Annotated in this window: 24 protein-coding genes; 11 read left to right on the forward strand and 13 right to left on the reverse strand. The window is 63.4% G+C overall.

The annotated features are described in order from the left end of the window. The first annotated feature begins 6 nt into the window (after positions 1-6). Entirely contained in the window at positions 7-306 is a 300-nt protein-coding gene (locus KY494_RS11510; protein WP_219133236.1) for an antibiotic biosynthesis monooxygenase, read from the forward strand. Between the two features lie 144 nt (positions 307-450). Here KY494_RS11510 and pncB read toward each other — a convergent pair whose 3' ends face one another. Together pncB and KY494_RS11520 are read right to left on the reverse strand one after the other, a co-directional pair. After that, positions 451-1,641, reverse strand: coding sequence for a nicotinate phosphoribosyltransferase (gene pncB / locus KY494_RS11515; protein ID WP_219891016.1), 1,191 nt, complete (start codon positions 1,639-1,641; stop codon positions 451-453). 77 nt (positions 1,642-1,718) lie between these two features. Continuing rightward, positions 1,719-2,582, reverse strand: coding sequence for a cysteine hydrolase (locus tag KY494_RS11520; RefSeq protein WP_219891017.1), 864 nt, complete (start codon positions 2,580-2,582; stop codon positions 1,719-1,721). Between the two features lie 72 nt (positions 2,583-2,654). On the opposite strand from KY494_RS11520, the gene KY494_RS11525 reads away from it, so the two are divergent. Beyond that, the gene (locus tag KY494_RS11525) at positions 2,655-2,894 is read left to right on the forward strand and encodes a TIGR02450 family Trp-rich protein (RefSeq protein ID WP_219891018.1); all 240 of its coding nucleotides are present in this window, start codon (positions 2,655-2,657) and stop codon (positions 2,892-2,894) included. Here the strand turns inward: KY494_RS11525 and KY494_RS11530 are convergent. Next, positions 2,876-3,130 carry a hypothetical protein gene (locus KY494_RS11530; protein ID WP_219133233.1) on the reverse strand — a complete coding sequence of 85 codons (255 nt, stop codon included), beginning with the start codon at positions 3,128-3,130 and terminating at the stop codon, positions 2,876-2,878. The genes KY494_RS11525 and KY494_RS11530 overlap by 19 nt on opposite strands. 141 nt (positions 3,131-3,271) lie before the next feature. Between KY494_RS11530 and KY494_RS11535 the strand changes: the two genes are divergently transcribed. Continuing rightward, positions 3,272-3,463, forward strand: a complete 192-nt coding sequence (locus KY494_RS11535; RefSeq protein WP_219891019.1) for a hypothetical protein — start codon at positions 3,272-3,274, stop codon at positions 3,461-3,463. Between the two features lie 17 nt (positions 3,464-3,480). On the opposite strand, the gene KY494_RS11540 is transcribed toward KY494_RS11535, so the two are convergent. Together KY494_RS11540 and KY494_RS11545 are read right to left on the reverse strand one after the other, a co-directional pair. Next, on the reverse strand, positions 3,481-4,026 hold the full coding sequence (locus KY494_RS11540) for a nuclear transport factor 2 family protein (protein WP_219891020.1): 546 nt from the start codon (positions 4,024-4,026) through the stop codon (positions 3,481-3,483). A gap of 112 nt (positions 4,027-4,138) precedes the next feature. After that, complete coding sequence (locus tag KY494_RS11545) at positions 4,139-4,744, reverse strand: FMN-dependent NADH-azoreductase (RefSeq protein ID WP_219891021.1); 606 nt, start codon at positions 4,742-4,744, stop codon at positions 4,139-4,141. A gap of 134 nt (positions 4,745-4,878) precedes the next feature. On the opposite strand from KY494_RS11545, the gene KY494_RS11550 reads away from it, so the two are divergent. Continuing rightward, positions 4,879-5,793 carry a LysR family transcriptional regulator gene (locus KY494_RS11550; RefSeq protein ID WP_219891022.1) on the forward strand — a complete coding sequence of 305 codons (915 nt, stop codon included), beginning with the start codon at positions 4,879-4,881 and terminating at the stop codon, positions 5,791-5,793. Positions 5,794-5,937: 144 nt separating this feature from the next. Next, positions 5,938-6,165, forward strand: coding sequence for a hypothetical protein (locus KY494_RS11555; protein ID WP_219891570.1), 228 nt, complete (start codon positions 5,938-5,940; stop codon positions 6,163-6,165). A gap of 7 nt (positions 6,166-6,172) precedes the next feature. Here KY494_RS11555 and KY494_RS11560 read toward each other — a convergent pair whose 3' ends face one another. From KY494_RS11560 to KY494_RS11575, 4 genes are all read right to left on the reverse strand, one after another. Then, on the reverse strand, positions 6,173-6,484 hold the full coding sequence (locus KY494_RS11560; protein WP_219891023.1) for a chaperone modulator CbpM: 312 nt from the start codon (positions 6,482-6,484) through the stop codon (positions 6,173-6,175). A gap of 3 nt (positions 6,485-6,487) precedes the next feature. Beyond that, positions 6,488-7,408 carry a DnaJ C-terminal domain-containing protein gene (locus tag KY494_RS11565; protein WP_219891024.1) on the reverse strand — a complete coding sequence of 307 codons (921 nt, stop codon included), beginning with the start codon at positions 7,406-7,408 and terminating at the stop codon, positions 6,488-6,490. A gap of 95 nt (positions 7,409-7,503) precedes the next feature. Further along, positions 7,504-8,103 carry a beta/gamma crystallin-related protein gene (locus KY494_RS11570; RefSeq protein ID WP_219891025.1) on the reverse strand — a complete coding sequence of 200 codons (600 nt, stop codon included), beginning with the start codon at positions 8,101-8,103 and terminating at the stop codon, positions 7,504-7,506. A 177-nt stretch (positions 8,104-8,280) separates the two neighbouring features. Further along, the gene (locus KY494_RS11575; RefSeq protein ID WP_219891026.1) at positions 8,281-9,024 is read right to left on the reverse strand and encodes a beta/gamma crystallin-related protein; all 744 of its coding nucleotides are present in this window, start codon (positions 9,022-9,024) and stop codon (positions 8,281-8,283) included. A gap of 210 nt (positions 9,025-9,234) precedes the next feature. Here KY494_RS11575 and KY494_RS11580 point away from each other — a divergent pair, with 210 nt between their 5' ends. Together KY494_RS11580 and KY494_RS11585 are read left to right on the forward strand one after the other, a co-directional pair. Further along, entirely contained in the window at positions 9,235-10,629 is a 1,395-nt protein-coding gene (locus KY494_RS11580) for an MATE family efflux transporter (protein WP_219891027.1), read from the forward strand. A 216-nt stretch (positions 10,630-10,845) separates the two neighbouring features. After that, positions 10,846-13,056 (forward strand): S9 family peptidase, encoded by a 2,211-nt coding sequence (locus tag KY494_RS11585; RefSeq protein WP_219891028.1) that lies wholly within the window; start codon positions 10,846-10,848, stop codon positions 13,054-13,056. Positions 13,057-13,134: 78 nt separating this feature from the next. Here KY494_RS11585 and KY494_RS11590 read toward each other — a convergent pair whose 3' ends face one another. The 3 genes from KY494_RS11590 to KY494_RS11600 all read right to left on the reverse strand — a co-directional run bounded on the left by KY494_RS11590 (position 13,135) and on the right by KY494_RS11600 (position 16,247). Beyond that, entirely contained in the window at positions 13,135-13,320 is a 186-nt protein-coding gene (locus KY494_RS11590) for a CsbD family protein (RefSeq protein WP_071079044.1), read from the reverse strand. 154 nt (positions 13,321-13,474) lie between these two features. Next, positions 13,475-14,116 (reverse strand): bifunctional 2-polyprenyl-6-hydroxyphenol methylase/3-demethylubiquinol 3-O-methyltransferase UbiG, encoded by a 642-nt coding sequence (locus KY494_RS11595; RefSeq protein ID WP_219891029.1) that lies wholly within the window; start codon positions 14,114-14,116, stop codon positions 13,475-13,477. Between the two features lie 67 nt (positions 14,117-14,183). Then, positions 14,184-16,247 carry a M13 family metallopeptidase gene (locus KY494_RS11600; RefSeq protein ID WP_219891030.1) on the reverse strand — a complete coding sequence of 688 codons (2,064 nt, stop codon included), beginning with the start codon at positions 16,245-16,247 and terminating at the stop codon, positions 14,184-14,186. A 150-nt stretch (positions 16,248-16,397) separates the two neighbouring features. On the opposite strand from KY494_RS11600, the gene KY494_RS11605 reads away from it, so the two are divergent. The 3 genes from KY494_RS11605 to KY494_RS11615 all read left to right on the forward strand — a co-directional run bounded on the left by KY494_RS11605 (position 16,398) and on the right by KY494_RS11615 (position 17,970). Continuing rightward, positions 16,398-17,225, forward strand: a complete 828-nt coding sequence (locus KY494_RS11605) for an HDOD domain-containing protein (RefSeq protein WP_219891031.1) — start codon at positions 16,398-16,400, stop codon at positions 17,223-17,225. 224 nt (positions 17,226-17,449) lie between these two features. Beyond that, positions 17,450-17,701, forward strand: a complete 252-nt coding sequence (locus KY494_RS11610) for a flagellar protein FliT (protein WP_306823178.1) — start codon at positions 17,450-17,452, stop codon at positions 17,699-17,701. 116 nt (positions 17,702-17,817) lie between these two features. Further along, the gene (locus tag KY494_RS11615) at positions 17,818-17,970 is read left to right on the forward strand and encodes a hypothetical protein (protein WP_219891032.1); all 153 of its coding nucleotides are present in this window, start codon (positions 17,818-17,820) and stop codon (positions 17,968-17,970) included. 155 nt (positions 17,971-18,125) lie between these two features. Here KY494_RS11615 and KY494_RS11620 read toward each other — a convergent pair whose 3' ends face one another. Then, positions 18,126-19,247 (reverse strand): FimV family protein, encoded by a 1,122-nt coding sequence (locus tag KY494_RS11620; protein ID WP_219891033.1) that lies wholly within the window; start codon positions 19,245-19,247, stop codon positions 18,126-18,128. Between the two features lie 172 nt (positions 19,248-19,419). Between KY494_RS11620 and fumC the strand changes: the two genes are divergently transcribed. Then, positions 19,420-20,814, forward strand: a complete 1,395-nt coding sequence (fumC, locus tag KY494_RS11625) for a class II fumarate hydratase (protein WP_219133220.1) — start codon at positions 19,420-19,422, stop codon at positions 20,812-20,814. Positions 20,815-20,882 lie beyond the last annotated feature (68 nt).

A 20,882-nucleotide genomic window follows, 5' to 3' on the forward strand; every position in this document is an offset into this window, starting at 1 on the left:
CTTGCCATGATTTATGAAATTGCCCACATCCAGATCAAATCGGCCACGCATGACGCCTTCGAAGCGGCCGTAGCGAAAGCCGTGCCCCTGTTCCAGCGCGCGCGCGGCTGCGAATCGATGCGCCTGGAGCGCTCGATCGAAAACGGCGATGCCTACCGCCTGGTGGTCGGCTGGAGCACCCTGGAAGACCACACCGTGCATTTCCGCGGCAGCGAGGACTTCCAGGCCTGGCGTGGCCTGGTCGGTGAATTCTTTGCCGCCCCACCCCAGGTCGAGCACATGAACACGGTGCTGACGGGGTTTTAAGTCGGGGTTTCACACAGCACACCGTCTGCCCGCCGAGCTTGTCGGCGAGTTTGTCCGCGAAGTTGTCCGATTACGCGCGGCCTTGCCGCGCCTCGGCGGCCCCGCTAATCAGACCTACGCCACGACTAGACGCCTGGGCGCAGCTTAGACGGCAGGATGATGGAAGACCTGCCGCAAATACGCGAGGAAGGTTTCATCCTTGCACAGGGTTTTACCCGGCGAATCCGACAATTTCGCCACCGACTGGCCATTGCAGCGCACCAGTTTCATGACGATGTTGAGCGGCGTCAAACCCACGTCGTTGGTGAGATTGGTGCCGATGCCAAAGCCCGTCATGATGCGGTCGGCAAAGTGCTGGTACAGGGCGAACGCCTTGTCCAGGTCCAGGCCGTCGGAAAACACGAGGCGCTTGGTATTGGCGTCGATGCGCAGGGCCGCGTAATGGGCCAGCGCCTTCTCTCCCCATTCGACGGGGTCGCCCGAATCGTGGCGCAAGCCGTCGAACAGCTTGGCGAAATACAGGTCGAAGTCGGCGAGGAAGGCGTCCATGCCGACCACGTCCGTCAGGGCTATCCCCAGGTCGCCACGGTATTCCTGCACCCAGTCTTCCAGGGCCGCCTTTTGAAAGTCGCGCAGGCGCACGCCGAACGACTGGAACGACTGCATGTATTCATGCGCCATGGTGCCGATCGGCACGATACCGAGCTTTTTCGCCAGGTACACATTCGACGTGCCCTTGAAATATTCGGGCACCTCATGCGCCAGCCGTTGCACCACTTCGTCGTGCCAGGCGCCGGAAAAGCGCCGGCGCACGCCGAAGTCGGAAAATTCAAACGGGTGTTTACGCCGCGGCAGCTTGCCGAATTCCTTGACGGCCGCCACTTTCAAGCCCAGGCGGTGACGCCCTTCGCGCATGGCAGCATCGAGGTCGAAACGGCGGAAATACAGTTCATTGATGATGTACAGCACGAAAATCTCGAAGCCCATCACGTGCACCTGCGGACCGGCCGCGTGCACCAGCAGGGTGTCGCCATCGGTGCTGACGTCGATGAACTTGCGCTGGAAGCGGAACACCGTCAAAAAGTCGACGAAATCGCTCTTCATGAAGCGCAGGGTGCGCAAATAGGCCAGCTCGTCATCGGCAAACGACATCGAGCACAGGTGGTCGAGCTGCTCTTCCAGCTCGACCTTCAGTTCGGCCAGGAGGAAGGCGGTGGCATTGCGGCAGACAAATTCGTATTCGGTATGGGTATTCGGATGACCGTGCAGCAATGCTTGCCACATTGTAAATTTATACAGATCGGTTTCCAGCAAACTGCGCACTATCGGGGTCATGTGTGTTTTCTCCAACTTCCTGAAGCCAGAATAGTACGCCACCGCAAGCATTTCAGCAGGGCACGCTCAACAATGGCTCAGGCCAGCGCATTGGCCAGCAATTCAGGCAAGACCTCGGCGGACGTGGCCAGCCGCGCGCCGCGCTCGTGCATGGCGGCCAGGAAGTCGCGCTGCTGCGCTTCGAAGCCCGTGACGGGGCTCATGCAGTCCGTCAGCAGCACCAGGCGCGCCAGGGCCGGCTTGCCTTGCTGGGCTTGCAGATAATCGGCGATATGTTCGGTGCTGGCTTTCACGCAGTGGCTGCCCGCCTCGCCCGTGACATAAATCTGCTGCGCCGGCAGCAGGGTATCGAGGAAAGCGCGGTTCAGCTGGGTGGCCGCATCCTGCGCATCGGGCACTTCCGCCATGACGGCCGAGTAATGCTCGGTCCACGGATTCGAACCCTTGCTCAGCTTGGCCACCACTTGCAAGTTAGCCACTTCCCAGGCGTTGTAGGCGGCGCGCACGGCCGCGTGGATATTCTGGCCCCAGCTGCCGATTTCGCAGTGCACGGGCCACACCATCAGTTGGTAACGTCCCGCTTGCTGCAAGGCATCGAGGTAGGCCAGCGCGCGCGGCAGGGCGCCGCTGGCGGCGGGCAGGAACAGGCGGTCGCGCACCTGCTGCGCGCTGATCTGCGTAAACGGCGCAACGGGGCCGCCATCGCCCGTGCGCCAGAAGGCGGGATGGGCGATGTCGTAGCGGTGGTGGGCGTCGAGGGTCACGCTGATCTGCGTCAGCCCGCCGCCCCCTTCACGGATCAGCTGCGCCACACGCAGCATGTCGGCGTGGGCGCCGGGCACGGCCAGGGCCGGTGCGGCATCCGGCGGCAGCCAGGTGGCGGGCAAGTCGCAAAAGTCGTTTTGCGGGTCGATGACGAGCAGGTGCAGCTGGCGTTTCATGGCGGTCCTCGTGCGTGGCAGGAACTTGCATGATAATGGCAACATCGCCATCACGCCAATCCGGAGCCCGCCATGCACCTTAGCAATCGCAATAACTTGCGTCCGAACAAATTACTGAACAGCAAATGGACAGCCGTCACGCCCGTCAACAAGGAAAAACACTTTCTCGTCATCAAACTATGCGCCGCGGCCACGCCCGATGAGCCCGTTACGCACGTGGAACTGGAAGCCGTGCATTCGGGCCGCGTGCAAATCCTGCCCTGGCGCGCGCTGCAGGATGCGGCGCAATGGCATCAGGGATGGAAGACATAGCGGCGCCGGCGCCGCTCGACCAGCTTGACGGCCACCTCGCCCGCTTCCGCCATGGCGTCCGCTTCCGTTGTAAACTGGTGGTCGGCCGACACCCGGTGCTTGCGCAGCAGATTCACCCGGTGCATGGGGTTGGCCGAGGGGGCATAGATGGCGACGTACGCGCCCCATAGTTTGCAGCCCCGCAAGCGCTCTGCCGTGTAATTCACTTCATAAAAATCAACATACTTTATCGGCACGATGTGCGCTCCAAAAATGACATGGCCGGACAGCTTGTCTCTACGGACTGACGCGGTAAAGGGTAAAACCATGCGCTCGCGATTGCTCAGGATACTCAATTCAGCTCTCTTTTTATCACGCGGCACAGGAGAAAAGGATGAATGACTACATCATCTGCATGCATGACGACACACAAGCATCTGCTTGCACCGGCCAGGCCGGTGCAGGCACACTTGTCGGGCTATCTACGTGTGCAAGCTGAAAGTATAGACGATGCGAAAAAATTATTACTGGGCAACCCTGTATTGAACGCGGGTGGCACGCTGAAAATCCGCGCACTGCCGCGCGACTGACGCGGCATGGCTGGCGCCTATTTTCCTGCCTCGGCGGCGGCATGCATGGACCAGACGACGCTGAGGATTTTCCATTCGCCGTCGCGCTTGACCATTTGCCACGCTTCCACGCCATAGTTGGATAATTTGTCGCCGACGAGGAATTCGTAGTCGAAGTTGACCCACGCCACATGGCGGTCCTGGGTGATCTTGACGTTGTAGAATTTTTCTTCCGTACGCTGCGGTTCGCGCTTGATGAAGTTGGCGAAACCGATATAGCCGGCCACCGCGACGCCATCGAAGTGGACGTCCGTCGTGTCGCGCATTTTCTTGATGAAAGCGTCGTCGGCCGGCGAGGCGAACAGGATGTTTGTGTGCAGCATCAGCGACGACAGCAGCTTGACATCCTTGGCGATCAGGGCCGCCTGGAAGTCGGCAACGACTTTTTCGATGGCGCCGATATCTTCGGGCGTGGAGGCGTGGCGGCCCACATGGGGCGGCGCCACTGGAGCAGTCTGCGCTGGCGCCATGCCTGCCGCCAGCAGGGAACATCCGAACAGTACTGCGCTTGCCAACTTTTGCATGGGGGACTTTCATGGCGAACGGCTCGCCGGGCTGGCACGGGGCGTGCCGCCGGCAAGCTTATGTCAACCATGGCAGATTGGCAACCCCCAATGGACCTGGATAGCAGCAACCTCAGGCAGCCAGGGCCTCGATCGAAGCGCGGCCCTTGGCGATCGCGCTGGCGACGGCATCCTCGCCCATGGCCACGCCTTCGGCTTGCACGAACTCGATGTCGGTGATGCCGATGAAGCCCAGCGCCGTGCGCAGATAGGTGCTCAGGTAGTCATACGCGGCGCCCGGGCCTGCGCTGTAGACGCCGCCGCTGGCCGTGAAAATCACCGCTTTCTTGCCCGTGGCCAGGCCGACCGGGCCCGTCGCCGTGTACTGGAAAGTGCGGCCCGCGCGCGCCACGTGATCGATCCACGCCTTCAGGGTCGACGGCACGGAAAAGTTGTACATGGGCGCGGCCAGCACCAGCACGTCGGCGGCCAGCAATTCATCAACCAGGGTATCGGACAATTGCACGGCCGCCGCCGCCTGCGCGCTGCGCTGCTCCGCTGGCGTGAAAAAGGCGCCCATCACTTCTTCCGTCAGGTGCGGCACCGGTTGCGCGGCCAGGTCGCGTTCGACCACGCTGGCGCCCTGCGCGGCCAGTTTGGCGACGAATTCGCCGGACAACTGGCGCGACAGGGAACCGCTGTTGCGCACGCTGCTATTGATGTATAAAACCTTGTTCATGAAGTGCTCCTGGGAAAACGGGTGACGGGAATGGCCGCATCGCAGCCCTTGCACACAGCATAGTTCGGGTCTACCATCGATGAAACCGTATAAATATCAATGGTTAGCATCGAATTTCTAGATAGGGAGTTATCATGAGAGAACCGGGCCAGCCTTCGCTCGACCAGTTGCGCGTGTTTGTCGCCGTCATCGACGCGGGCGGCTTCGCCCACGCTGCACGCCAGCTGCACCGCACGCAGTCGGTGATCAGCTACACCATCGCCAACCTGGAAGAACAGCTGAATGTGGTGCTGCTCGACCGCGGCAAGCGCAAGCCCACCCTGACGGACGCGGGCAAGGCCCTGCTGGCCGATGCGCGTGCCGTGGCCCTGAAGGTCGATGGCATGCGCGCGCGCGCCAAGGCGCTGGCCGGCGGGCTGGAGGCGGAAGTATCGGTGGTGGTCGACGTGATGTTTCCCACCTGCGTGCTGGTGCGCATTCTGGAAGCGTTCCAGGCGCAGTTCCCCACGGTCGCCCTGCGCCTGCGCATCGAAGCCATGGGCGCCGTGGCGCAGCTGGTGATGGATGGCAGTTGCCACATCGGCCTCGGTGGCTGGATGACGGCCACAGCCAGCGTCTTCGAGCGCCTGGCCGTCGGTCACGTGCGCCTGATTCCCGTGGCCGCGCCCAGCCACGCGCTGGCGCAGCTGGCAGGGCCGATCGCCTCCAACGTGGCGCGCGAACACGTGCAGCTGGTGCTCAGCGACCGCAGCGACCTGACGCAAGGCCAGGATTTCGGCGTGCTGGGATTGCGCAACTGGCGCCTGGGCGACCTCGGTTCCAAGCACGCGCTGCTGCGCGCGGGCCTGGGCTGGGGCAACATGCCCGAAGCGATGGTGCGCGAAGATGTGACGCAGGGACGGCTGGTGCACCTGCCGCTGGCCGTCGACAATGGCGAAAATTACCCGATTTACCTGATCCAGCGCGCCGACACGCCGCCCGGCCAGGCGGGCAAGTGGCTGACGGAACGGTTTGCGGAGCAGTTGCCGCTGCTGGAACAGGTCTTCTAGAAGCGCGCGCGGGCGGGTATCATGCGTGGGCAAGCCCCAAACAACTGCTGGGGTCAGACCCTCAACACCGCCAACGCAAAGCTCAGTGCCAACGTGTCCGGGGGTCTGACCCCGATTTCAGACACAACCTTGAAGAGATTCACCATGGCCGGCATCGACGACTTCGTCAACAAACAGAAACCAGGCGCGCGCTTCGTCATCACGGCGCAGATGCTGCGCATGACGCCGCAGCAGTTCGACAGTGTGGCGCTGGAATGGATGGAAGACGGTGGCCCCGGCTTCGACGTGGCCGGCATCCCGCACCGGGTGGTCGTCGACGGGCAGTTTTATATCGGCAGGATCACCGTGCAGCGGCACGGCGAGCCTGAGTAAATAAAAGCTAATCGACGCCCAGCACGTGCAGGCGGCGCCGCAGGCGCGCCACTTCTTCCGACAAGTCGACCACCAGCGCGGCCAGTTCGGCGTTCGCATCGAACACGGATTCGATTTCGTGCAGGCGGCGCGCGCGCACCAGGTCCAGGCTGGTGAAGCGCCAGGCCGTCAGCTGGCCGGGCGGCGGGCCGTCCTGCAGCAGCACGCCCGTCTGCACATGCCGCACCACCCAGTCCGGCTCCACGGCGCAGGCGCGCGCCAGTTCCTCCAGGCTCAGGGCCTGGTCTTCGAGCAGTTCGCCAATTACCTTGTTTGTCATGATTTACCCTCCCAGCTTCTGGCGCGGATTGAAAGCCATCTCGCGCGCCATGGTTGCATACAATTCGCGCGCCTTGTCATCGTTCGCCGGCGGCAGCACCACTTCCAGCAGCAGATACAGGTCGCCCGGCTGGGCGGCGGGAATACCGCGCCCCTTCAGGCGCAGCTTGCGCCCCGTCTGCGAATTGGGCGGCACCGTGACGGTCACGGTGCCCGATGGCGTGGGCACGTCGATGTCGCCGCCCAGCGCCGCCTCCCATGGCGTGACGGGCACCGTCTCGAACACGTCGCGCCCTTCCACCTTGTAGCGCGCATCGGGCTGGAAGCGGATTTCCAGGTACAAATCGCCGGCGGGCGCGCCGCCGCTGCCGGGATTGCCCTGCCCCTTCATGCGCAGCTGCTGCCCTTCCGTGACGCCTTTCGGTATCGTCACTTCCAGCGTGCGCTCGCGCGTCACCACGTGGCCTTGCGCATCCGCTTCGGGCACGCGCATGACGATGTGGCGCTTGGCGCCATGGTAGCTGTCGTGCAAATCGATGGTGATGGCGGCGTGGCTGTCTTCGCCCTGCATCTGGAAACTGCCGCCGGCGCGGCGGCGCCCGCCTACGTGGGCAAACAGGTCGGCAAAGAAGTCGCTGTCGTCGGCGCCCGACGATTCGTAACCCGAACCCCAGTCCGGCGGCGGCCGGAAGGGCTGGCCCTGCGCGCCCTGGTTGCGGCCCAGTTCATCGTAGGCGGCGCGCTTTTCCGCGTCGCCCAGCACGCCGTAGGCCTCATTCAGGGCCTTGGTACGCTTGTCGGCGTCCGGTTCCTTGCTCACGTCGGGATGGTATTTGCGTACCAGTTTGCGGTACGCCTTCTTGATCTCGGCCTCGGTCGCCGTTTTCTCGACGCCAAGCTCCTTGTAATAGTCCTTGTATTCCACCGCGCTTGCTCCCCATGGTTGAACTGCCTATGGGAAGAGTACACGAATTAGGCGGCAGACAGCGTGTGCACAATACAACGCTGCCCGGCGGCGTATCAGCGCACGCGGCGCAGCGAGGAAATGCGACGGTCGAGGCCAGCGTGCAGGCGGCCATAGCTGCCTGGGCCCATCACCACGCAGCGGCCACGGAAGTTGGCATCGACGCAGAATTCCCAGCGGCCGTAATTGACGACGAGCGATTCGGCACGGTCGTTGAAGCCATAGCGGCTCAAGTCGCGCACTTCGCGGTCCAGGCGCACGGGCCGGCCGCGCATGCCCGCATCGGGGAACAGCAGCACGGCGCCATTCATGTCGGGACGGTGTCCGCCGCCATGGCCGTGCCGGTTCATTTCGCGCACCGAGGAGATGGCGTCGTTCATGCCCGGCATGCTGCTGTAGCGGCCCGGGCGCAGCAGGCGGCATTGGCCGCGATAGCCCGCGTGCTGGCACACTTCCCACGTGCCCGAGCGCACGATGATGCTCGAGGTCTTGTCGTTGAAGCCCAGGCGCGACAGGTCGACCACGTCGGAGCGCACGCTGACGGCGGGCCCGCGGAAGCTGGAATCCTTGAACAGCGTCATTTCGCCGGCGCTGGCGCCGGCATGGGCCAGCAGGGTGGCGGTGCACAGCAGTGCGGTGTTCAGCGGGGACAGCATGGCAAACTCCTGATAATTTCATGACATGGCGGACAGTGTAGTGCGGACGGCGGGATGCGACTGTAACAAAGGGCAAGCAAATGTCAGCGCACGCCTGCCCATGTAAAAACCGCCCGGCGGGAAACTCCCGGCAGGCGGCTGCGCGCGACTGGCCCGTGCGGGCACTCGCTCAGTACATCAGCGGTAATAATCGTCCTGCGACGGCTCGCGCTGGTCCGTGAAGTGTTCCTGGCGGCGCGCATCGCGCGGATCGACCTGGCGCACCGACGACACCTGGCCATCGAGCCCGCGTCCCAGGTTTTCAAAACGCCCCTGCCCGAAGATGCGGCAAGTGCCCTGGTAGCGCCAGTTGCTGCACAGCTGCCAGTAGCCGCGGTCGATGTAGATGCCGGTGGCGCGGTCATTGAAGCCGATATCGCTCAAGGCTTCGATATCGCGGTTGATGCGCACGGCGGCGCCGTCGCTGGTGTACATCTCCAGAGTCGAACCACGGCCATAGCCACCATGGCCACGGTCGGGATCGCGCCCCGGGTTGCGGCCTGAATCGCGGTCAGGATCGCGCCCGGGATCGCGCCCCGGATAGCCGGGGTTGTAGCCGCCGCTGCCACGCGGCACTTCGCGCACCGAGGAAATGGCATCGTTCATGCCCGGCATCGACGGATATTCACCGCGTTCGAGCACGCGGCAGGTGCCGCGGAAGGCGCCATCGACACACACTTGCCAGGTGCCGGAATGGACGATGATGCTCGATACCTTGTCGTTGAAGCCCTGGTTGACAAGATACTCGGCCGGTTCGCGCAAAGTCAGCGACGGGCCGCGGAAATTATCGTCCTTGAACAGCGTGATCTCGCCGGCCTGCGCGCCTACATGGATGAAGAGGGAGGCTGCGCATAGCAGGGCGTGGGTAAGCGGGCGGTTCATGGGAAAGTCTCCGTGGATATAGTCGGTATCAATAGTTATCAGTGTAGCGGCCAGACAAAAAAACGGTGTAACAAATATACGGAAAAAAACAATAAATTGTTACCAAAAGAAAGAAAATGCCCCCCGTGCAACACCATCCTGCTGCCCGTGGCGCGCGGACAAGTTGGCACATTATCAGTAGAATCGCGTGTTTAGCCACGTTTGCCACCCATGCCACACACGACCTCGTTCACCTTGCCCGCCGTCCGCACTGAAGTGTCTTCATTATGGAAGCTGGCCTGGCCCATCCTGATTGGCCAGCTGGCCACCGTCGGCATGGGCGCGGCCGACGTGGCGATGACGGGGCATACGAATCCCGAGGAACTGGCGGCCGTGTCGCTGGGCGCGGCCATCTGGTCCATCGTGCTGGTCACCGTGAGCGGCATCATGATGGCGATCAATACCCTGGTAGCGTATGAAATCGGCGCCGCGCGCCACGACCAGGTGCCGCACATCGTGCGCCAGTCGCTGTGGAAGGCGCTGCTCGTGGGCCTGGTGGCCTGCCTGCTGACGAACATGGCGGCGCTGGTGTTCGACCACCTGATGCTCGAACCCGCCGTGGCATCCAAGGCCAAGCTGTTCGTGCACATCATCAGCTGCGCGCTGCCGCCGTTCGCCGCCTACCGCGCGCTGTACGGCTACAGCACCAGCATCAACCAGACCAAGCCCGTGATGGTCATCGCCCTGGCCGCGCTGGCGCTGAATATTCTCGTCAACTACCTGCTGATCTACGGCCATTGGGGCATGCCGAAGATGGGCGGCGTGGGCTGCGCCGTGGCCACCACCTGCTGCGTGTGGATGATGCTGCTGGCCATGCTGGCCTGGATCAGGATCGCGCCCGCCTACCATGCCACGTATCCGTTCACGCACTGGGAATGGCCGCAGCCGTCGTCCATCGGCCCCATGCTGCGCCTGGGCCTGCCCATCGGCGTCACCTACTTTGCCGAAGTGAGCGCCTTTGGCGTCATCAGCCTGCTGGTGGCGCGCTTCGGCGTGATCCAGGTGTCGGCGCACCAGATCGCCCTCAATTTTTCGTCCGTCGTCTTCATGGTGCCGCTCACCTTCGGCATTGCGCTGGTGACGCGCGTGGGCCATGCCGTGGGCGAAGCCAATCTGCGCCGCGCCCGTTTCATTTCGTGGGTGGGCGTGGCCATGTCGCTGACGGCGGCCATCGTCTCGGCCACCGTCATCACCGTCTTCCGCCACCAGATCGCGCAAGCCTATACGTCCGATCCGCAGGTGCAGGAACTGTGCGCGCAGCTGCTGCTGTTCGCCGCCCTGTTCCAGCTGTCCGACGCCACGCAGGTGGCCACTTCCTGCGCCATCCGCGGCTACAAGGTGACGCGCCAGCCGATGCTGATCCAGCTGCTGGCCTTCTGGGGCTTCTCGCTGCCCATCGGCTATGTGCTGGGCCTGGCGCCACAAGGCTTCATCTGGTCGCCGGCCGAGCCGATGGCCGCCGCCGGCTTCTGGATAGGCCTCGTCACGGGCCTGACGGTGGCCGCCGTGCTGCTGACCTGGTATTTGAACCGCCTGTCGCTGCAGCGCCTGCGCGCGGCGCATTGAACACAATGCATTGTACGCAGGGTGGCGCGCAATTTATGCATGCCGCCCTTGCTGCTTCGCCATACAAAGCACCACCAGTCAACTCTTTACGCCAAAATAAAGAAGGCAATTGCCGGATTATTCCGTGGCTGGCCCTATCGCATTAAACGCCGTGCTCTGGTATCGTTTGCCGTCAAGCATCTGCTTGACCATCCTTTTACAATCACCGAGACATCCATGCGTTTTCTTCTTTGTTTTCTGGCCGCGATGGCCAGCGTCCCCGCTTCGGCTGAAAAGCTGACCCTGGAACGCATCCACGCCGATCCGGCGCTGGCCGGCCCCGGCGTGCGCAACCTGAAGGTCTCGCCCGACGGCGAGCGCGTCACGTTCCTGCGCGGCCGCGCCGACAACCAGTTCCAGCTCGACCTGTGGGAATTCAAGCTGAAGGACAAGAGCACGCACCGCCTGGTCGACTCGAAGGCGCTGGTGCCGAATGAAACGATTTCGCCCGAAGAGCAGGCGCGCCGCGAACGCGAGCGCACGGCCAGCCTGAACGGCATTCTCAGCTACAGCTGGTCGCCCGATGGCAAGCAGCTGCTGGTGCCGCTGGCCGGCAATCTGTACCTGGTCGACGCGGCCCACCCGGACAAGGCGCGCCTGGTCGCCAAGGGCAATGTGCTGGACCCGAAAATTTCGCCGAAAGGCCGCTACGTCTCGTTCGTGCGCGATCAAAACATTTATGTGATCGACCTCAGGACGGACAAGGAACGACAGCTGACCACCGACGGCAAGGGCACGATCCACAATGGCGAAGCCGAATTCGTGGCGCAGGAAGAAATGGGCCAGCGCACCGGCTACTACTGGGCGCCCGACGATTCCGCCATCGCCTATAAACGCTATGACGAAGCGCCCGTGCCCGTCGTGCGCCGCTTCGAAATCTTCGCCGACCGCACCGACGTCGTCGAGCAGCGCTACCCTGCCGCGGGCGATCCGAACGTGCTGGTGCAACTGCTGATCGTCTCGCCGGAAACGGGCGCGCAGCGCCAGGTGGACCTGGGCACGAACCCGGACATCTACCTGGTGCGCGCCGACTGGAGCGCGGACAGCAAGTCGCTCGTCTACCAGCGCCAGTCGCGCGACCAGAAGACGCTCGACCTGGTCGCCGTCGATGCAGCCACCCTGGCGCAGCGCACCTTGCTGACGGAAACGTCGACAACCTGGGTCAGCATCCATGACGACCTGCGCTTCCTGTCGAACGGCACCTTCCTGTGGTCGTCCGAACGCACGGGCCGCAACCATCTGTATCTGTACGACATGGGCGGCAAGCTGCTGCACCCCGTCACTTCCGGCGAGTGGGGCATCGACAGCGTGCTGGCCGTGAACCAGAAGACGGGCAAAGTGTATGTGTCGTCGAACCGCGACGCCGTGATCGACAAGCAGACCTACGCCCTGGCCCTGGACGGCAGCACGGCCGAGAAGCCGCAGCGCGTGACGAAAGCGGACGGCTGGCACGACACGACGTTCTCGCGCAATGGCGAAGTCTTCGTCGACACGTATTCCGACCCGGCCACGCCGCCGCAAGTGAGCATCCACCGCCCGGACGGCGCCATGGTGGGCTGGCTGGAAGAAAACGCGCTGAACGCCAGCCATCCGTATTTCAAGTACAAGGCCGATCACCTGCCGACGCAGTACGGCACCCTGAAAGCCAACGATGGCCAGACCTTGCACTACTCGCTGGTGAAACCGTCGAACTTCGATGCCAGCAAACGCTATCCCGTCTACCTGTCGACGTATGGCGGCCCGCACTCGCAGCACGTGGCTCGCCGCTGGGGCAACAATTTCGACCAGTACATGGCGCAGCAGGGTTTTGTCGTCTTCCGCCTCGATAACCGGGGTTCGTCGCGTCGCGAGCGCGCCTTCACGGACGCCATCTATCACAAGCTGGGCGAAGCCGAAGTGGCGGATCAACTGGTGGGCATAGCCTGGCTGGGCCAGCAAAGCTTCGTCGATGCGAAACGCATCGGCGTGTTCGGCTGGAGCTACGGCGGTTTCATGACCCTGCGTTTGCTGTCGGCAGCGTCCGACAAGATCGCCATGGGCGTGTCGGTGGCGCCCGTGACCGACTGGTCGCTGTACGACACCCACTATACGGAACAATTCCTCGGCATGCCGAAGGAAAACGTGGACGGCTACAAGGCCAGCACCGTGTTCGCCCATCTGGACGGCTTGAAGTCGCCGCTGCTGCTGGTGCACGGCATGGCCGACGACAACGTCTTGTTCAGCAACAGCACGCGCCTGATCGACGCGCTGGTGAACCGCGGCGTGCAATTCGACCTGATGACGTATCCGGGCGCCAAGCACGGTATCTCGTCGCGCGCGGGCCAGCGCCATGTGTACAAGAAAATCGAGATGTTCTTCAAGCAGAACCTGATGCAGCCAGCACAGTAAGCTTGCGCCGCATCCAATAAAAAACCGCCGCCTGTCTTGCGACAGGCGGCGGTTTTTTTTACATTACTGCAGCAAGAATTACGGCTTGCGGGTGATGGTTTCGACTGCGTCTTTCACATCGCCAACCTTCTTCTGCACTTTGCCTTCGACCTGGTTTGCCAGGCCCTTGGCTTGCTGTTCTTCGTTGCCGACGACTTTGCCAGCGGCTTCCTGAATTTTACCGCCGACTTCCTTCAGTTTACCTTCGACTTGATCTTTGTTCATGATAAATCCTCACTGTAGTTGGTACATCTGTTATCCAGCCCGCAAGGGCCGGTACTGCGGCTCACACGCTGCTTGTTGCGTGTCGATGTGTCCATAATACGCAGTGGGGATCAAAGGCTCTGTACGGTTCCTAACACAGTGCCAACATCGTCAATCAGGCCGTCAAATCCTTGCGCCATACGGTGGCCAGCCACGGCTGCTGGTCGCGCGGCAAGCCGGGCGGACGGTAGTACTGCTCGATCAAGGTAAAACCGGCGGCCTGCACGTACGCGGCCCACGTCGCTTCGTCGTGGTAGCTGCCGTAGCGCGCGCCATTCCAGCCTTCCTGGTTCTGCCCGCGCGGATTCGAGCTGAACAGTACTCCACCGGGCTTCAAGCAGGAATACAGGGCGCGCAGCACGCCGGGCAAGGCGGCGCTGGGCACGTGGAACAACACGGCATTGGCGAATACGCCGTCGAAGTGCGCGGCCGGCAAATCGAGGTCGACGAAATCCTGTTGCCACACGGTGCAGCCGCTGTAGGCGCGCGCCATCTCGACGAAGCGGGGGCAGCCATCGACGCCCGTCGCATGGTGGCCCAGGGCCGTGAACGCCTTCAGGTCGCGGCCCGGGCCGCAACCGAGGTCGAGAATCTCCAAGGGCGCTGGCTTGCCGATGGCGGCCAGCAGCGCGGCGATGTTCTGGCTGACGTCGTGGTCGCGCGTGCCTTCGAAAAACTGCTCGGCGCTGGCGTCGTAATGGGCCAGCGTGCGCCCCGTGATGGCGTGGATGGGGTCTTGCGGTGGGGTCGGCTTCATGGCGCTCCTGTCATCGATGGGCGCATTTTACGCTGCCGGCGCGCTGAGCGTCCGGCACCGCTTATGACTACCAGACGCGCACGCGCTGCTCCGGCGCCAGGTATAGCTGCTGCCCCGGCTGGACGTCGAAGGCCGGATACCAGGCGTCGAGGTTGCGCACGGTGGCGGCGCGGTATGGCGCCGGCGCATGGCCATCCGTGAGGATTTGCTGGCGCGCCGCCGCTTCGCGCGCCTTGCTGCGCCAGCTGACGCCGTAGCCGATGAAGAACTCGCGGTCCGCGTCCGCCTGCGCCGGCTTGCCCTGCCGCGACAGGGTGAACGCATCATGCGCGGCCGCCACGCCGGCCAGGTCGGCCAGATTTTCGCTCAGGGTCAGCTGGCCATTCACGGCCAGGTCGGGAAACGGTTTGTAGGCCGCGAACTGCGCCACCAACTGCTGGGATGCCGCCTGGAAATGCGCCAGGTCAGCCGGCGTCCACCAGTCGCGCAACTTGCCCTGGGCATCGAATTGCGCGCCCTGGTCGTCGAAGCTATGGCTGATCTCGTGGCCGATGGTGGCGCCGATGCCGCCATAGTTGGCCGCATCGGACGCTTGCGGGTCGAAAAACGGCGGCTGCAGGATGGCGGCAGGGAAATTGAGCGCATTTTGCAGCGGCAGGTTGACGGCGTTGACCAGCTGCGCCGGCATGGCCCAGGCCTTGCGGTCAGGAGACTGGCTCAGCTTGGCCAGTTCCTGCTGGTAATGAAACTGTTCCGCCCGCTGCACATTGCCCAGCGCGTCGCCGCGCACCACGCGCAAGCCCGCATAGCTGGCCCAGCGTTCCGGATAGCCCACGCCCACATACAGGGTCTTGAGTTTTTCCTGCGCCTGCGCCTTGGTGGCGGGCGCCATCCAGTCCAGCTTGTCGATGCGGCGCGAGAAGGCGGCGACGATATTCGTCACCATGTCTTGCACGCGGGCTTTCGATTCCGGCGGGAAATAGCGTTCCACGTACAGCTTGCCGACGGCGTCGCTCAGGGCCGCATTCGTCGCGGCCAGCGCCCGCTTGCTGCGCGGCGACTGCTGCGGCGTACCGCTCAGGGCGCTGCCATAGAAGGCGAAGCGCTGGTCGGCGGCCGCCTTCGGCAAGGTGGTGCTGAAATGGTTGATCGCGTGGAAGGCAAGAAAATCTTTCCACGTTTCCAGCGGCACGCTCGCCACCAGCGCGGCGCTGCCCATCATGGCCGACGGGTGCCAGACGATGAAATCCGTCTGCTGGCCCAGCCCGGCCGCCTGGAAGAAGGCTTGCCAGTCCAGGCCCGGCGCCTTGCTGGCGAAGTCGGCGGCGCGCCACGCATTATTGCCCTTGGCAACATCGGCCGAATCTTCGCGGCTGGCGTGACTGGCGGCAATTTGCTGTTCCAGCGCAAACACGCGCGCGGCGCGGGCCGGCGCATCGCCGTAGCCGGCCTGCTTGAGCATGGCGGCGATATGCGCCTGGTAGCCCGCGCGCAAGCCCTGCATGCGGGCGCTGTCGCCCTGGTAAAAGGCGCGGTCGGGCAAGCCCAGCCCGCCCTGCAGCAGGTAGGCCACATTGCGCGTGGTGTCGTTCAAGTCTTGCGCCACCCACAGGCCGAACAGGTTTTCCGTATAAAAATTGGTGGCGTTGAGCGGGTCGACATCGGCGCGCAAGCTCTCGCCCAACGCGCGGGCCAGTCCCGCCTGGTCGCGTATGCCATTGATCTTTGTCAACAAGGGCTTGATCGGCGCCCAGCCTTTCGCTTCGATAGCCGCTTCATCCATCCAGGAACGGTAAAAATCGCTGACCTGGCGCGCGGACGCATCCGCCTGTGGCGCCGCCGCCAGACCTTCGACGAGGCCGATGATGCGCTCGTTGGTGGCATTGGCGAGCATGGCGAACGAGCCCCAGCTGCTGCGGTCGGCGGGAATCTCCGTGCTGCGCAGCCAGTCGCCATTCACGTAGTCATAGAAATCGTCACCAGGCAAGACTTTGACGGGGACAACGGCAGTGGCGCCGGTGGCCTGGCCTTGTGCCCGGGCCGGCAAACCGGCCAGCGAGGCGCCGGCCAGGGCGAGGACGATGGCAGCCTGGACTGGCGTCCGGGACCAGGAAAAACGCAAACCGTGCATGGCGATCCTTTCGATGAAAACAAGAAAATCATAGCCTGAAATCATACCTTTTTTGGGCCAAAAAACCGTCCCCAAACTTTTTTGCATGCGGACAAAAAATCGGCCTATAGTTTCACGACCCCGTGCCGCGTGTACGCCAAGGAGATTGCCATGCAACTGGAAGCGCTGTTCCAGCAACCCCACGCCCTGCCTGCCGCCCCGAAGATCGTCAATGAGCTGGTGCGCAGTTTCGATAACCCCGCCATTGCCACCGAGGACATCGCGCGCCAGCTGGAAGCGGACCCGGTGCTGAGCGCCAAGCTGCTGCGGCTGGCCAACTCGGCCTATTATCACGTCTCGCGCAGCATCGGCACGGTGGAAGACGCCGTGCTGATGCTCGGTTTTGTCACCGTGCGCACGCTCGTCATCAGCTCGGGCCTGGTCAGCGGCTACAAGACCGTGCCCGGCCTGAATCTGCCGCAGTTCTGGCGCTACAGTCTGCACAGCGCCGTGTCGGCGCGCTGGATCGCCAGGCAGACGGGCGACAACCAGGACCTGGCATTCACCATCGGCATGATGCATGCGATCGGTCAACTGGTGATCCATGCCGCCATGCCGGAGCAAGCCATGCAACTCGACAAGATCGCGCCGCCGCTCGATGCGCGCCGGCTCGATGCGGAACGGGTGTCGCTGGGCTACGATTATGCGCAGGTGGGCGCCGAACTGGCGCGCCGCTGGAAGTTTCCGCCCGCCTTTGCCGAGGCCATCGCCGCCTTTCCCGATCCGCTGGCCAAGGCGCCGTTGAACCGCCTGGCCGCCATCGTGCACCTGGCTTCCTGGCGCGCGCGCATCGAGGAAAATGCGTTGAGCAATGAAGAAATCATCGCCTGCTACCCCAATGAAGTGGCTGAAGCGCTCGGTTTACCGCCGTCCGTGCTGGTGGACAGGATGCCGCCGCCTGCCGAACTGAGCGCGGGGCTGGAAGAACTCGTCAAATAAACCGATCGCGGCCGGAATCGTCATCCCAGCATCCATGCGGGTTTGGCGGGCGATTCCGGCGGCCAGACCAAACCATGCACATTATTTTCACTTTTTTTTCAAAAACACCCTCAAGTTCCCGCTGAACCTGCCGCTAATCTGGACAAGCGGTAATCCATTCACTAGTTACGGGTGTGCTCATGACCTCCAACGACGTTCTCTCGATGTATGAAAATATTGCAGGAATGACCAACAAAATGGTCGTGGCCGCACGTTCGAGCGACTGGGATGGCTTGAATACCCTGGAAAACCAGTGCGCCAGCGCCGCCAGCGCGACCATGACGGGCAGCATGCCTGCCCAGGCCGGCGCCTCGCGCCTGCGCAAGATCGACTTGCTCAAGCAAATCCTGGCCAATGACCGCGAAATCCGCGCCATCACGGAACCGTGGATGACGCAGCTGTCGAACATCATGCCGGGATCGCGCGCCCGCATGTAAATAAGCAAGCTTGCCATGCCAGAAACGATAAAAGCACCCGAGGGTGCTTTTTTTACGTCTGCCGCCGTGCCAGGGAGCGCGCCATCTGCGGCACTCAAAAAGCAAGGAGGGGGAATTTGGAAGGCGAACCCCAGGTATCTCCTGGCGTCGCCTCGCTGCCGGTTGCATCCGGCGTTCGCGAGCACATCGTCGGCATCGCAAACCGCTTCCAGACCCAGGCGTTTACGCAACGCTACACCTGTTTTGCCGCGCCACACTATCGTTGGTGACTGCGACAGGCTGGGGCTGTTTTGTCGTAGAGCAAGTCCACTGAGTTAATCATATCACCATCTTTGAAAAACAGGCAACGCGATACACACGCATTTTCATGTATTTTTTAAATATCTTTTTTCATATCAAATCTGGGCGCGGCCTGACAACATCATTAACGCGAGAACGGCTCCGCTTCCGGCTCGGCGGCCGGCCCCTCCTCCACCGCCTCCGTCAGCACCGGCACCTCTTTCTTGCGGCCGAACGGCTTGCGCAGCAGGACCCAGTATTTCGACGGCCCGCCCGGCCCCGTCGCTTGCCTGCGCTTGCGCACGACATACACGATGAGCGCCGTCAACAGCAGGAAGGCGATGGTGCCAAACCCCAGCCACAGCAAGCCATTGCCGCCCGCTTTCTTTTCCTTGTCGCCCGCCGCCGGCGTCAGGGGCCTGGGCCTGGCATGGGGCGCTTCCGCCACGGCTGGCGCTGCGGCAGGTGGCACGGCCGCGGCGGCAGGCAGCGCCAGCGCCTTTTGCAGGGCGCCGATCTTGCCTTCCAATTCACCGAGCTTTTCATTCAGGGCCGCGTTTTTCTCATCCAGCGCCGCGCACGCTTGCGCCTGCCCAGCATCCGCCTGGGGCGCGCAGGCGGCCACGGGTGCCGTGGCGCGGCGCGGCGGGCGCAACGCGGCGGTGGCCGGCTTCGGCGCGGCGGGCGGCGGCACGAACACGCGCGCCGGACGCACCAAACCCTCGGCGCGCGCGCGGGCCGCCAGCGCGGCGGCATCGGGCGGCGGCGCGCCGGGCGCAGCGCGCGGCAGCGGCACGGGCACGGGTGCCGGAATGACGGGCCGGACCGGCACACTGGCAGCGGCGGCGGTAGCAACAGCGGCGGGCGGTGCCGGCGTCAGCCACAAGGTGGCGAGGCGCACGACGGCGCCGCTACCATTGCCTAATAACAAATACAAATGTACATGACCCGCCTGGATCGCTTGCCGCGTGGCCACGCGCGCATAGTGGCGCCCACCGCGCTCAAACGGGCTGATCGTCAAGGTTTGCAAGGCCGGGTCCATGCCGATGCCGCCGCCCCGGTATACATCGGGCGAGGCCAGGCGCACGCTTACGCCGCTGACATCTTCGGGCCCCAGCGCCGTCAATTCAATCTCGGCCAGCAAGGGCTGCCCCACATGCGACAGCACCGCCGTCTCGCCCAGTTCGGCCGCCATCACGGGCGGCAAGGCCAGGCTGGCGGCGACGCACGCGATCAGGGACCAACGGGGAACAATGCTGCTTTGCATGGACTGATCGCTTTGATAACAAGATAAATAAAGGGAACTCGTCTGTCTTTAACGGCAGGAAATCGCAAAAATATAGATGGGCCAAGGCAAAAATGATGCAATACAGCATCATCCTGTGTCTTTTTGACGTCTGGAGTACACTCGATCCACCTCCATCGATGAAAGGGATGCCATGAGTAGCAGAATCGAACGCGACAGTTTCGGCCCGATCGACGTACCCGCCGACCGGCTTTGGGGAGCGCAAACGCAGCGCTCGCTTGAGCACTTCCATATCTCCACGGAAAAGATGCCGCCTGAACTGATCGCCGCCCTGGCCACCGTCAAGCGCGCGGCCGCCCACGTCAATCTGGACCTGGGCCTATTGGATGGCAAGAAAGCCATCGCCATCACGCAGGCGGCCGACGAAGTGCTGGCCGGCAAGCATGACGCAGAATTCCCGCTGGCCGTCTGGCAGACGGGCTCTGGCACGCAAAGCAATATGAACATGAATGAAGTGCTGGCCAACCGCGGTTCCGAGCTGATCGGCGGCTTGCGGGGAGAAGAGCGCCTGCTGCACCCGAACGACGACGTCAACCTGGGCCAGTCCTCGAACGACATCTTCCCCACCGCCATCCATGTGGCGGCCGCCCTGGGCGTCGCCAACACGGTCTTGCCGCCGCTGCGCCAGCTGCGCGCCACGCTCGACGCGAAAGCCACGGAGTTTGCCGACATCGTCAAGATCGGTCGCACGCATTTGCAGGATGCCACGCCCTTGACCCTGGGCCAGGAATTTTCCGGCTATGTGGCGCAGCTGGACTTTGCCGAGCACATCATCACTGCAGCGTTGCCGCCGCTGCTGCAACTGGCCGCCGGCGGCACGGCCGTCGGCACGGGCTTGAATGCCCACGTGGAATTTGCCGGCCGCATCGCGCTAGAACTGGCACGCCTGACGGGCCAGCCGTTCGAGACGGCCAGCAACAAGTTTGCCGCCCTGGCCGCCCACGATGCGCTGGTCGCCGCCCATGGCGCTTTAAAAACCCTGGCCACGGCGCTGATGAAAATCGCCAACGACGTGCGCTGGATGGCGTCCGGCCCCCGTTCCGGCCTCGGTGAAATCACCATCCCTGAAAACGAGCCGGGCAGTTCCATCATGCCGGGCAAGGTCAATCCCACCCAGTGCGAAGCACTGACCATGCTGTGCTGCCAGGTGTTCGGCAACGACGTCGCCATCACCGTGGGCGGCGCCTCGGGCAATTTCGAGCTGAACGTCTTCAAGCCCTTGATTGCGCACAACTTCCTGCAAAGCGCGCGCCTGCTGGGCGACGGCATGCGCAGCTTCGACGCGCATTGCGCGCACGGCATCGCGCCGAACCGTGGTCGCATCGCCGAACTGATGGAGCGCTCCTTGATGCTGGTCACGGCGCTGGCGCCCCACATCGGCTACGACAAGGCGGCGCAAATCGCCAAGCAGGCCCAGCACGAAGGCACGACCCTGAAGCAAGCGGCACTGGCCCTGGGCTATGTGACGGAAGAGCAATTCGGTGCGTGGATCGTGCCGCTGGAGATGACGCGGCCCAACAAAAGCTGACTTACACCCTGCATTGCTGGCGGCTTCAGGTAAACTATGGATTAGTTGAGGTCGTCATCAAGTGTTGA

The sequence above is a fragment of the Janthinobacterium sp. PAMC25594 genome (genome assembly GCF_019443505.1).
Taxonomy (GTDB): Bacteria; Pseudomonadota; Gammaproteobacteria; order Burkholderiales; family Burkholderiaceae_D; genus Janthinobacterium.